An 11,647-nucleotide genomic window follows, 5' to 3' on the forward strand; every position below is an offset into this window, starting at 1 on the left:
TTGTCATTGCGGCATGGGAAAGGAGAATAAGGTTAAGTTTATAAAAGATTATTTTGCTTAAAAAACGCTAGATAGCACCTATTTTGTCCCTTAGGGCTAAAGAACTCGAAAACAGCACCTAAAATGTCCCTTTGCCCGAAATTACCTTTTTCGGAGATGTTGTCCGAGGAAAATTAAAAGATTTGCCGCCGGCTTTAGAACGGGTTAAAACGACAAATTGGTGGGGCGGAGAAAGCTATGAATTCAAACCTGTCGCACAAGCCGATCGTTCCGCGCCCCGCGTTCCGCCAGCTCGTTTAGGATTGCGTATGCATAGCCACTGGACGCCAAATTTGACGACAGAAGTGGAATACACCAAAGCTTTCGCGCAGAATAAAGTCTCAAAATTAGAAATTCCGACTCAGGGTTATCATCTTTTAAATGCCAGTATCAGTTATGAAAAACAATACCCTAATTGGAATTACAGTATTACGCTGCAGGGACAAAATTTACTTGATGATAAAGTGTATTTGCATAATACTTTTCTTCCCTATGTACCGCAAATGGGGAAAAACTTTAGCTTAGGATTTAAAGTAGAATTTTAAAAACTCCGTAAGTATTCCTGTTTAATAGAGCTCTATGCCGATAGAAATACTCTACCGGTATAGAGCTTTTGTTTAAGGAATAAGCAGTAAATATAATCAAAGATTAGGCAAGGCCTTTTTAGCGACGCTTGCCTGATTGAATTATGCCTTCGCTTTTTTCAGCTGCCATGCGCCGCTTTCCGAGCAGGCGATGCCGATAACCACACAGCTAATCGCGACGATATGCACGCTGCCGAACATGGCGCGTTCGTCGGCAAATAAAAGCAAACCTAGAAGAGCATTGAACACGGGCAGGAGGTTCATGGTCATTGCCGCTCTTGCCGCGCCGATGGCAATCACGCCTTCCATGTAAAAGACTTTGGATACGATGGCGACAAATACCGAGACATAGGTAATCAATAACAGGGCTTTGCCGATTTCTGCCGCGCTGGGTTGTGCGATTTTTAATAATTGTCCGCTATGTGCCAATTCCCATAACCAGAAAGGCAGACCGACAAGAAGAGCGGAAAGGCACATTGCCCATAACAGACTCGCCCAATGCACGGCAGGCGCATTGCGCAGCACGAGCGAATAGGCGGCATAGATAAAGGCGGTGATGAGTATCAGCCAATCCGCGGTGCTCAGCGTTAGGCGCAATAGGCTGCCTAATTGTCCGCGGCTGAGCAGCCACAGCACACCAAAAAGGGCGACAAACACACCTATCCATTGCAAAACATGGAGTTTTCCCCGATAGATGACTGCACCTGCCACCAAAACAAACATGGGAATAAGGCTGTGCACAATCGCTACATTGACGACGGCGGCTTTATGGGCAAAGGCGGCGTAAAGCAGGATATTAAATAGGCAGAAAGCGCTGCCGCCCCAGCAGAGCAGCCACCATTTGCGCGCGCGCAGCAGCGGCATATCACGCTGAATCTGTTTTTTGAAAACAAGGCTTAGAATCAGCGTCGCCAATAGCCAACGGTAAAAAGTGAATTGATAGGGGGTCAGCAAATCAATGCTTAATTTGCCTACGGCATTGCTGCTTGCCCAGATAATCGGTGCCAGCAGTAATAATAAGCGCGGAAAAGGCAGGCGTTTGGCTGTGTTCATAAATAATCCTTTTAGATAGTTTTATGCTTTTCAATAGGCATATGAGGCAAAAAGAAAAGCCAGTGCATACTGGCTGTTTCAGGTGGGTTTTCAGCCTTGCAAGCGGCTGAGCAGCTCTTGTAAATCGTCTTGACGGCGCAAGCGCTGCATACGCGAGGCGATAATAATCGCCTGCAATTCTTTTGCGGCGCGGTTGAAGTCGTCATTGACAATCACATAGTCAAAGTCTTTGTAATGGCTGATTTGTTCTTCTGCCTGCGCCATGCGTTTTTCCACCACTTCGGGTTTGTCCTGTCCGCGTTTTTGCAAACGCTCGCGCAGGGCGGTTAGAGAAGGTGGCAGCAGGAAGATGGTTTTGACGTCGCTGCGTTTTGCGCGTACTTGCTCCGCACCCTGCCAATCGATGGATAGGATGACGTCATAGCCTTCCGTCAGCAGTTTATCGACTTGCTTGGCAGAGGTGGCATAGGCATGATGGAAGACGTCGGCATATTCTAAGAAATCCCCCGCATCGCGCATGGCAGCAAAGGTTTCTTTGGTAATGAAGTAATAATGGCTGCCTTCGATTTCGCCGTTGCGGCGTTCGCGTGTGGTATGGGAAACCGATTCCACCACATTGGGCAGTTGATGGCGTGTTTCTGCAATGAGTGAGGTTTTTCCGCCGCCAGAGGGGGCGGCGACAACCCATAATTGACCTTTCATAATTTATTATTCTCTGTTTTAAAGTCCGCTTACTTTAGCAATTTGCTGCATTGATGTCACCTTTCTTTGTAAGCAAATAATTATAAACTTCTTTTTTATTGGCGCCGCAATGGTTTTGCATGAGTCGGCTGATGGTTTTCAGCGATAAGCCTTCATTTAGCAGTTCTTCGGCGAAACTGTGCCAAGCCTGATTGTCCGTCGAATTTTCCTCGGCTGCCAAGAGCAGCACAAATTCGCCGCGGCGATGGTTGCTGTCGCTATTAAGCCATTCCAAAGCATTATCAATGCGCAAAGATACGATTTGCTCAAAGGTTTTGGTCAGCTCGCGCGCAATCACAAGGCGGCGGGCGGGGATGAACAGGCTTTGCATGGCGATTAAGCTGTCTTCAATGCGATGGGGGCTTTCGTAAAAAATCGTGGTTTCCCGCGCCGTTTGGAAACGGCTGAGAAATTGCAGGCGTTCGCCGTTTTTTGCCGGAATAAAGCCTGCAAAATGAAAGCAATCGCCTGCCAAGCCGCTGGCACATAAAGCGGTAATCACGGCATTGGCGCCCGGAATCGGCACGACGGTGATGCCGTTCTCATGCGCTAATCGGCTTATCCATGCGCCGGGGTCGCTAATGACCGGCGTGCCGGCATCGGAAATCACGGCAATGTCTTCGCCGGCTTGCAGGCGCGGCAACAGCACCTGCGCGGCGCCGTGTTCATTGTGCTGATGCAGGGCGAAAAGCGGCTTATCAATCCCTAAAGCGTCCAGCAAATGGCGGCTGACGCGCGTATCCTCGCAGGCAATTGCCGCTACCTGTTGTAGAATGGCGGTCGCGCGGTGGCTGATGTCTTGCAAATTGCCAATCGGCGTTGCCACTAAATACAATTTTCCGGCCATAAATCTCCATGATTAAATTATTAGCACGCCATTTGCGGCGCGGACAAGAGGGCGAAAAAGCCGCCGTCCGGTTTCTCAAGCGGCAAGGACTGCATATTGTAGCGAAAAATGTCCGCTATCCCTGCGGCGAAATTGATGTGATTGCCAAAGACGGCGACAGTCTCGTCTTTGTGGAAGTGCGTCTGCGTCAAGCAAATGCAATGGTCAGCGCCGCCCAATCTATCAACATGAGCAAACAGCAAAAATGGAAGCGTGCCGCTCAACAGTATTTACAGCAGCATTATACCGAGATGCCCGATTGCCGCTTTGATGCCGTGCTGCTGACTGCGGATAAGGAAAAAATCATTGCTATCGAATGGATTAAAGGCGTGTTGCTTTAATCCGTCGGCGGTTCTTCACGGCGCAAATGCGGATTTAAGGCATCAGTTTCCTTGACAAAAGCCGCCTGCTTTGCCGTTTTTTCCTGCTGCAAACGCTGCTGTTGCAGGGCGCTTTGTTTTCTTTGTAGCATTAAATGGCGGACAATCAGCCCCGCGATAAGCAAAAATAGGACGAATTTCATGTTTACTCCTTTTTACTCCTTTGGCGCCTATTGTAGCTGCTTTTGCGGACAAAATAATGATTGTCTAAAATTCATGGTTTTAGCGAAAAAAAGCTTTTTTTGCAGAAAAGGGCATTGACAGCTTAGGCGCATTTGCGCATAATTCGCGCCCTTGATGGCTACGTAGCTCAGTTGGTTAGAGCACAACACTCATAATGTTGGGGTCCCCTGTTCGAGTCAGGGCGTAGCCACCAAACATCAAAAAATGACGCAAATATTACCTTGCATTCATACTAAAATTCTTTTATATTCGCGCCCCAACATCTCAACGGAATTTTTTGCATGTCTCATTCATCATCTTATCGCCCTGTAACAACGGTCGATTTTGCACATCCTGAAGATTGTCCTTGCTGCACTCGCCAATCGCGCCGTGTTTTTGTGAAAACTGCCATGATGGCAACTGCCGGATTATTACTGCCCGCTCAATGGGCTAAAGCCGCTTCCAGCCGCGAACGCATGATTAGCATGTATAACCCGCATACCGCCGAAACGATTCGCACGGTATATTGGGCGCCGGATTATGGCTATATCCAACCTTCTATTGATGAAATCAGCCGTTTTTTCCGTGATTTCCGTCAAGAAAGCGTGCAAACGGTCGATATTGATTTACTTAATATTCTGCATTACATCCAAAGCAATGTGGGGCATAATCAAGTCATCCAGCTCAATAGCGGCTACCGCTCCCCCGCTACCAACCAAATGTTGGCGCGCCGTTCGCGCAATGTGGGCAAAAACAGCTATCACATGAAAGCAATGGCAGCGGATATTGCAATTAAGGGCTACAATTCCCGTCAATTGAAAACGATTGCGCAGCGTTTGAATGCCGGCGGCATCGGGCAATATCGCGGCTCGAATTTTATTCATGTGGATTCAGGACCTGTGCGTCAATGGGTGTATTAATTAGCAGAAAGCGGCAATTGCGCCGCTTTTTTATTGGACGCAAATAATGGCTTGGCTTTCGATTCCTGTGCGGGTTTGTGCGGATAACGGCAAGGTATTGCGCCTGCAAGCCGTCAATCAAATTGCCGATTGTCCGCAATGCGCGGCAGGTAAAGGCTGCGGGCAGAATCCTTGGTTTCGCGGCTTTATCGGCGAAAATGTTTTTGAATTGCCGCGTCCGCAGGATTTGCCGGTAAACAGCGGCTTTTTAGAGCTGCAATTATCCGCAACGGCGCTGCAGCGTCTTACGCTCATGCTTTACGGTTTGCCGCTCTTGAGTTTTTTAGGCGCATTGCTTGTAACACAGCATTTTGCCGCATGGCTGCAATTTTTCGCTGGGCTTTTGGCGCTATTCATCAGCGTATGGGCGAGCAAGAATTGGCGCGAAGCCTATTTGCAAGCGCATTTGCGGCTCTCATTGCCGCCCGATGCCGACAGCGCCCTACCCCACGCTAAAATCTACGCCCCCTAATCTTTCGCATCTCCGCAAGCGCCTTATGTTAAAATTTCTTTTTTTGCAAATGACCGCATAGTTATGTTTCAACGCCTATACATCCGCAAACTTAAAGCCTTTCGCAGCGCCCCTGCCGACATCGCAACGCTAAAAGCCCAACTCAACATTGCCGATTTGCTCGGCATTGAAACAATTGCCGTTTATGACCTATATGAGGCACCGCAGGCGCATTTTGAGCAAGCGCTGCGGCAAGTCTTTGCCGATCCCGTTACCGATGAAGTGTTAGAGGAATTGCCGGCGGCGAATGCGGTATTTGTGATTGAACCGCTGCCCGGTCAATTCGACCAAAGAGCGGATTCCGCCGAGCAATGTTTGGCGCTTCTGCATCCCGATTTTGCGCAGACGACCGTTCGTTCCGCCATTGCTTATCTGGTCAGCGGGCAATTGAATGCTGAAGAGCTTGAGCGCCTTAAGCAGTATTTCATCAATCCGATTGAAGCGCGTGAGAAAAATCTGGAAGATAAGAGTCTGCCGCAAGTGCAGGCGGCACAATCTGTGCCGCATTTTGAAGCGTTTAACCGATTATCCGCGCAGGAATTAGCCGCTTGGCATCAGCAGCAAGGCTTGGCGATGACGCTTGCCGATTTGGCTTTGGTGCAAGACTATTTCCGCCAAGAAAACCGCGCGCCGAGCGAGACGGAAATCCGCGTGCTGGATACCTATTGGTCAGACCATTGCCGCCATACCACTTTCGCCACGACTTTGGAAAATATCCGTTTTCCCAATAGTGCTTTGGGGCAAGCCATGCAGGCGGATTATCAAGACTTTCTTACCAAGCGCGAAGCCGTTTACGGCGCTACGGCGGCACAACGTCCCGTCAGCCTGATGGAATTGGCGACCATTGATGCCAAATATCAGCGTCGGCAGGGCAATTTGCCCGATGTGGAATTTTCCGCCGAAGTCAATGCCTGCTCGGTGCTTGTCGATATTAAGGAAAACGGCGAAACCCGCCCTTGGCTTTTGCAATTTAAAAACGAAACCCATAACCACCCCACCGAAATAGAGCCTTTCGGCGGCGCTTCCACCTGCATCGGCGGTGCGATTCGCGACCCACTGTCGGGACGCGCTTATGTGTATCAGGCGATGCGTCTCTCCGGCTCTGCCGATCCAAGACAGCATATCGGCGACACCTTGGCAGGCAAATTGCCGCAACGCGTGATTGCGCAGCGTTCCGCCGCCGGCGCTTCTTCCTATGGCAATCAAATCGGGCTTGCTACCGGGCAAGTGGTCGAACTCTATCATTCAGGCTATGCGGCGAAACATTTGGAAGTCGGCGCAGTAGTCGCCGCCACGCCTGCCGAACATGTGCGGCGCGAAGAACCGCAGGCAGGTGATGTGGTCATTCTCTTAGGCGGGGCGACAGGACGCGACGGCTGCGGCGGCGCAACCGGCTCTTCGCGCGAACAGCATCAGGATTCTTTAAGTCAAAGCGCGGCGGAAGTGCAAAAAGGTAATCCGCCGGAAGAACGCAAATTGCAGCGTCTGTTCCGCCAAGCGGCTTTTGCCAAAAAAATCAAACGCTGCAACGATTTCGGCGCCGGCGGCGTATCGGTGGCGATTGGCGAACTGGCGGCAGGTTTACGGATTAATTTGGATGCCATTCCCGTTAAATATCAAGGGCTTTCAGGCACGGAATTGGCGATTAGCGAATCCCAAGAGCGGATGGCGATTGTGGTGGCGGCTGAAGATGTGGCGGCAATTCAGGCATTGGCTCAGGCGGAAAATCTTGCCGCAAGCGTGATTGCCGAGGTTACTGAAGAAGCGCGCTTGGTTATGACTTGGCGCGGCGATGAAATCGTCTCGCTTTCACGTGCATTTTTAGACAGCAACGGCGCGCAAAATGTGCAGGCGCAGGTAGAGATTGCCGATGTCGCATTGGAGGGAGAAGAAACGGCGGAGCAGGGCGATTGGCTCGCGCGTTTGCAAAATCAATTGCAGGACCTCAACCATGCCGATTTGCGCGGTTTGGGCGATCGCTTTGACTACAATGTCGGCGCGGCCTGCGTGCTCAAACCTTATGGCGGACGCTTTAGCGCCAGCCCGATTGAAGCTAGTGCCTATGCCTTGCCGACGGAAACACCCTGCGATACCGCTTCGATTCTCGCCTACGGATTCCATCCCGACAGCAGCGCCGACAGTCCTTATCACGGCGCGATGAATGCGGTAGCGGAAGCCTCGGCACGTTTAATTGCCACCGGCGGCGATATCCGTCGCAGCCATTTCTCTTTGCAGGAATATTTCCCGAAATTGGGACAAGATCCTCGCCGTTGGGGCTTGCCGCTTGCCGCTCTATTGGGCGCACACCATGCCCTAAGCGCTTTGGGGCGTGCGGCAATCGGCGGCAAAGACAGCATGAGCGGTTCTTTTAATCATTTGGACGTACCGCCGACCTTGATTGCCTTTGCTGTCGGCACCGCCTTGCTTAAAGACGTCATCAGTCCGGAATTTAAAGCCGCCGAGCATCAATTATATTGGCTGCGCTGCCCGCAAGACGCATTGGGTCGTCCTGATTTTGAAGCCCTTTTGCAGCATAATGATTTTATTCGCGAAGCAATTGAAGACGGCGTGGTGCGTTCAATCCGCAGTATTCGCCACGGCGGCTTGATACAGGCGCTTTATGAAAGCTGCTTAGGCAACCGCATCGGCTGCGTGATTGATAATGTGGAGGAAGCGGATTTATTCTTGCCGGAATACGGCGGCTTCCTCATCTCTAGCAAAGGCGGCTTGGGCATTAGCCAACATCTCAGCCATATCGGCTACACCAGCGATAAAGCCGCTATCACAATTGGCGGTAAATCGATTGATTTGGACAAATTGATGCCGCTTAGCCAAACTCTGAGCGAGATTTATCCGCTGTATCCGGAAAAACAGGAAGGCAGCGCGCCCGATATTGCACCGGCGAGTTTGCCCAAAGCCAAAGCGATCAGCTATAAAACGCCGCAGCCGCGCATCTGTCTGCCCGTCTTTCCCGGAACCAACAGCGAATTGGATACGGCACGCGCTTTCCGCTTGGCAGGCGGTATCGTGGAAGAAAGCGTGATTTGCAACCGCAATCAAGCAGATATCCAATCCTCGCTCAATCGATTGAGCGAAGCGCTGCAAAACAGCCAAATTTTCGTCTTAAGCGGCGGATTCAGCGCAGGCGACGAGCCTGACGGCTCGGGTAAATTCATTGCCAATCTGCTGTTTAATCAGCAAATCCGCGAAGCAATAGAAGATTTTCTGGCGCGTGACGGTTTAATTCTCGGCATTTGCAACGGTTTCCAAGCCTTAGTGAAAAGCGGCTTGCTGCCTTTCGGCGAAATCCGTTTGCCGCAAATTGGCAATCCGACCTTGGCGCATAACCGCATTCAGCGCCATATCGCCCGCATCGCCAGCACTAAAATTGTGAATAATCAAAGCCCTTGGCTGGCGAATTTTGCCCTTAACGAGGTGCATGACGTGGCGTTTTCGCATGGCGAAGGGCGTTTCTATGCCGATGAAGACAATCTCAATCTATTGATTAGCAATGGACAAATTGCCACACAATATATAGATCCCTTTACATTGAATTCTAGCCTGAATCCGGCGCACAATCCCAATGGCTCGCGCTATGCCATTGAAGGGATTACCAGTCCTTGCGGGCGCATCTTGGGCAAAATGGGGCACAGCGAGCGCTACCGTCCGGGATTGTATAAAAACCACCCTAATTTCCGTCCGCAGAATATTTTCCAAGCGGGCATTCAAGCCTTCCGTTAAACATCAGGAGTCAGCATTATGTATGAAAGCAAAGCCCGCGAAATTCTCGCACAAATTATTGCCGCTAACCAAGCCAATGGTTTTGCGGGAATTGACCGCAGCCCCGCAGCTGTTGCCCAACGCCATGAACGCATGAAAATGGGCAGCTCGCCGAACAGCCGTTTCGGCGGCAAAGACGAAGGCATCGGCAGCGATTTGGAACAGCATGTGATTAACGGCGATTTAACGTCTGACCAAGCGGTTGACGTTTTAATGGCTTTATATGGTTTAGGCAGCTGATTTTTTTAAGGAGATAGATGATGGAAAAAAGAGACTTACTGTATACGGGCAAAGCAAAAGCAGTGTACGCCACCGATGCGGCGGATCAAGTGATTATTCATTACAACGACGATGCCACCGCCGGTAATGGAGCGAAACATGATGTGATTGAAAATAAAGGGATTTTAAATAATAAAATCAGCACCATTATTTTCTCTGCCCTCAAAGCCGCCGGCATTCCCACGCATCATTTGGATACGCTGAACGAACGCGAACAGTTGTGCAAAAAAGTCAGCATCATTCCTTTGGAAGTGATTGTGCGCAATGTGATTGCCGGCTCGATGGCAAGCCGTTTGGGCATTGAAGAAGGCACCGAGCCTGAAAACGTCATTTATGAACTCTGCTATAAAAACGATGCCTTGGGCGATCCGCTGATTAACGATCATCATGCCGTCGCCTTGGGCTTGGCGACTTACGAAGAATTAGACCGCATTTATGAATTAACTGATGAAATCAATGCCGTCTTATTTGATTTATTTGATGCCTGCGATATTCATTTGATTGATTTTAAAATCGAATTCGGGAAAACCGATGAGGGCGAAATTATTCTGGCCGATGAAATCAGCCCCGATACCAGCCGCCTTTGGGACTGGGAAAGCAATGAAAAATTAGACAAAGACCGCTTCCGCCGCGATTTGGGCGGCCTGACTAATGCCTATCGGGAAGTATTGAGCCGCCTCATCGCTCTTGGAGACGATGCGGAATGAGTTTGGACTATAAATCAGCCGGCGTGGACAAAGAAGCGGGCTACGATACCGTCCGCCGCATCAAAGCCTATGCCGCCGCTACACATAATCCGCGCGTTCTCGGGCAAATCGGCGCCTTCGGTGCTTTCTACGATTTAAGCGGCTACCGCGAGCCGGTCTTGGTTTCCGGCACTGACGGCGTCGGCACCAAACTCAAAATCGCCTTTGCCTTAGGCAAATACGACAGTATCGGCATTGATGCGGTGGCGATGTGCGTGAATGACATTCTCTGTCATGGGGCAGAGCCGCAATATTTCTTGGATTATCTTGCCTGCGGCAAACTAGATGCGCAAACGGCGGCGGATATCGTCAAAGGTGTCGCCGAAGGCTGCCGGCAGGCAGGCGCGGCATTGATTGGCGGCGAAACCGCCGAAATGCCGGGGTTTTACCAAGACGGAGAATACGATATTGCCGGCTTTGCAGTGGGCGTGGTCGAAAAATCCGCCATGATTGACGGCAGTAAAGTGCAGGCGGGTGATGTCTTAATCGCTCTGCCGTCTTCAGGTTTTCATAGCAACGGCTATTCCTTGTTGCGCAAAATTTTTACGGATTTCACGCAAGTGATTGACGGCAAAACAGTGGGCGAGCATCTGCTGACGCCGACGCGCATATACGTTAAAGCCGTCTTAGCCGTGCTTGCCAAGCACCGCATTCATGGCATGGCGCATATCACAGGCGGCGGTTTGCCTGAAAATCTGCCGCGCGCCTACGGCGCAGGCTTGACCGCGGTAGTCGATACTGCCGTGTTGCCGAGTCTGCCGCTGATGCACGCCATCGAAGCGCATGTCAAACGCGAAGAATGCTTCGGCACTTTTAATATGGGCGTCGGCTTTGTGCTGATTGTGCCTGCCCAAGAAGCGGAAGCCGTCTGCGAGACCTTGCGCGCGCAAGGCGAAAATCCGCTGCTTATCGGTCAAATGCAGGAAGGCGATGAAGCTCTGATTCTACAGTAATTATTCTTGTATACATGGACGTCAAAATCATCCGTAATATGAATAATCCACAAGCCTAGCGATCGTTATTGATCGCTAGGCTGTTTTAGTTCACAGATAGAAAAAATATCTGATATTCAAAGGAATTTTGCAAAAATCTCTGCAAGACGACAAAACTTATTCGATTTTTTTCTTTGGCATGAAAGTGCTGAAAGATGCAATACCACAATGTTTGACGGTATTGGAGTTATAGTCAATTTATGACAAATACGAACATTATATAACCAACAAACCTTGAAACAACACCAATTATCCCCATATCTCCATCACCATTCACTATAGTCAAAGAATTCAAAAAAAGTTACAGTTTAAACACATCTCGCCGTACTCTCTGCGCTACCTGTTAGCAGCATTACTGTACTACTTTTTCATTTCTTTGACTATAATCACTACTCCAAATGGCTTATTCACTAGAAATCAGACAAAAAGCCTTGGCTTATTATGACAAATGCAAGAACATTGACCTTGTTATAGAAGCTTTTGGTGTATCAAGACACACCGTGTTTCGTTGGAGACGACAACTTAAAGAAACAGG

Annotated in this window: 13 protein-coding genes and 1 tRNA gene; 10 read left to right on the plus strand and 4 right to left on the minus strand. The window is 49.9% G+C overall.

Annotated elements, in window-relative coordinates; genetic code table 11:
* Positions 1-131 precede the first annotated feature (131 nt).
* Positions 132-584 carry a hypothetical protein gene (locus ACJHVI_RS00005; RefSeq protein WP_483182531.1) on the plus strand — a complete coding sequence of 151 codons (453 nt, stop codon included), beginning with the start codon at positions 132-134 and terminating at the stop codon, positions 582-584.
* 141 nt (positions 585-725) lie between these two features.
* On the opposite strand, the gene ACJHVI_RS00010 is transcribed toward ACJHVI_RS00005, so the two are convergent.
* The 3 genes from ACJHVI_RS00010 to rsmI all read right to left on the minus strand — a co-directional run bounded on the left by ACJHVI_RS00010 (position 726) and on the right by rsmI (position 3,264).
* Entirely contained in the window at positions 726-1,676 is a 951-nt protein-coding gene (locus ACJHVI_RS00010) for a DMT family transporter (RefSeq protein ID WP_483182532.1), read from the minus strand.
* A 90-nt stretch (positions 1,677-1,766) separates the two neighbouring features.
* On the minus strand, positions 1,767-2,378 hold the full coding sequence (gene gmk, locus ACJHVI_RS00015) for a guanylate kinase (RefSeq protein WP_483182533.1): 612 nt from the start codon (positions 2,376-2,378) through the stop codon (positions 1,767-1,769).
* A 34-nt stretch (positions 2,379-2,412) separates the two neighbouring features.
* A complete protein-coding gene (rsmI, locus tag ACJHVI_RS00020) occupies positions 2,413-3,264 on the minus strand; it encodes a 16S rRNA (cytidine(1402)-2'-O)-methyltransferase (protein ID WP_483182534.1) in 852 nt (283 codons plus the stop codon).
* Between the two features lie 8 nt (positions 3,265-3,272).
* Between rsmI and ACJHVI_RS00025 the strand changes: the two genes are divergently transcribed.
* Entirely contained in the window at positions 3,273-3,644 is a 372-nt protein-coding gene (locus ACJHVI_RS00025) for a YraN family protein (protein ID WP_483182535.1), read from the plus strand.
* Here ACJHVI_RS00025 and ACJHVI_RS00030 read toward each other — a convergent pair.
* Positions 3,641-3,826: a hypothetical protein gene (locus tag ACJHVI_RS00030; protein ID WP_483182536.1), complete on the minus strand. Its 186-nt coding sequence runs from the start codon at positions 3,824-3,826 to the stop codon at positions 3,641-3,643. The genes ACJHVI_RS00025 and ACJHVI_RS00030 overlap by 4 nt on opposite strands.
* A 156-nt stretch (positions 3,827-3,982) precedes the next feature.
* Between ACJHVI_RS00030 and ACJHVI_RS00035 the strand changes: the two genes are divergently transcribed.
* From ACJHVI_RS00035 to ACJHVI_RS00070, 8 genes are all read left to right on the plus strand, one after another.
* Positions 3,983-4,059: transfer RNA gene (locus ACJHVI_RS00035), tRNA-Met, on the plus strand.
* 88 nt (positions 4,060-4,147) lie between these two features.
* The gene (locus tag ACJHVI_RS00040; protein ID WP_483182537.1) at positions 4,148-4,765 is read left to right on the plus strand and encodes a YcbK family protein; all 618 of its coding nucleotides are present in this window, start codon (positions 4,148-4,150) and stop codon (positions 4,763-4,765) included.
* Between the two features lie 46 nt (positions 4,766-4,811).
* Entirely contained in the window at positions 4,812-5,276 is a 465-nt protein-coding gene (locus ACJHVI_RS00045; RefSeq protein WP_483182538.1) for a SoxR reducing system RseC family protein, read from the plus strand.
* Positions 5,277-5,339: 63 nt separating this feature from the next.
* Positions 5,340-9,056: a phosphoribosylformylglycinamidine synthase gene (locus tag ACJHVI_RS00050; protein WP_483182539.1), complete on the plus strand. Its 3,717-nt coding sequence runs from the start codon at positions 5,340-5,342 to the stop codon at positions 9,054-9,056.
* 18 nt (positions 9,057-9,074) lie between these two features.
* The gene (locus tag ACJHVI_RS00055) at positions 9,075-9,335 is read left to right on the plus strand and encodes a hypothetical protein (protein WP_483182540.1); all 261 of its coding nucleotides are present in this window, start codon (positions 9,075-9,077) and stop codon (positions 9,333-9,335) included.
* Between the two features lie 20 nt (positions 9,336-9,355).
* Positions 9,356-10,081 (plus strand): phosphoribosylaminoimidazolesuccinocarboxamide synthase, encoded by a 726-nt coding sequence (gene purC / locus ACJHVI_RS00060; protein ID WP_483182542.1) that lies wholly within the window; start codon positions 9,356-9,358, stop codon positions 10,079-10,081.
* Positions 10,078-11,073, plus strand: coding sequence for a phosphoribosylformylglycinamidine cyclo-ligase (gene purM / locus ACJHVI_RS00065; protein ID WP_483182541.1), 996 nt, complete (start codon positions 10,078-10,080; stop codon positions 11,071-11,073). The genes purC and purM overlap by 4 nt, the downstream gene beginning before the upstream one ends.
* Before the next feature lie 437 nt (positions 11,074-11,510).
* On the plus strand, positions 11,511-11,647 hold a 137-nt coding region (locus ACJHVI_RS00070; protein WP_483182543.1), incomplete at its 3' end, for an IS630 transposase-related protein.

The sequence above is a fragment of the Suttonella sp. genome, assembly GCF_056855035.1.

Bases quoted from the DNA above. Each gene is read 5' to 3' on its own strand.
- purM (WP_483182541.1), top strand. From the start codon at position 10,078: ATGAGTTTGGACTATAAATCAGCCGGCGTGGACAAAGAAGCGGGCTAC.
- gmk (WP_483182533.1), bottom strand. From the start codon at position 2,378: ATGAAAGGTCAATTATGGGTTGTCGCCGCCCCCTCTGGCGGCGGAAAA.
- rsmI (WP_483182534.1), bottom strand. From the start codon at position 3,264: ATGGCCGGAAAATTGTATTTAGTGGCAACGCCGATTGGCAATTTGCAA.
- purC (WP_483182542.1), top strand. From the start codon at position 9,356: ATGGAAAAAAGAGACTTACTGTATACGGGCAAAGCAAAAGCAGTGTAC.
- ACJHVI_RS00010 (WP_483182532.1), bottom strand. From the start codon at position 1,676: ATGAACACAGCCAAACGCCTGCCTTTTCCGCGCTTATTATTACTGCTG.
- ACJHVI_RS00025 (WP_483182535.1), top strand. From the start codon at position 3,273: ATGATTAAATTATTAGCACGCCATTTGCGGCGCGGACAAGAGGGCGAA.
- ACJHVI_RS00045 (WP_483182538.1), top strand. From the start codon at position 4,812: ATGGCTTGGCTTTCGATTCCTGTGCGGGTTTGTGCGGATAACGGCAAG.
- ACJHVI_RS00040 (WP_483182537.1), top strand. From the start codon at position 4,148: ATGTCTCATTCATCATCTTATCGCCCTGTAACAACGGTCGATTTTGCA.
- ACJHVI_RS00055 (WP_483182540.1), top strand. From the start codon at position 9,075: ATGTATGAAAGCAAAGCCCGCGAAATTCTCGCACAAATTATTGCCGCT.
- ACJHVI_RS00030 (WP_483182536.1), bottom strand. From the start codon at position 3,826: ATGAAATTCGTCCTATTTTTGCTTATCGCGGGGCTGATTGTCCGCCAT.
- ACJHVI_RS00050 (WP_483182539.1), top strand. From the start codon at position 5,340: ATGTTTCAACGCCTATACATCCGCAAACTTAAAGCCTTTCGCAGCGCC.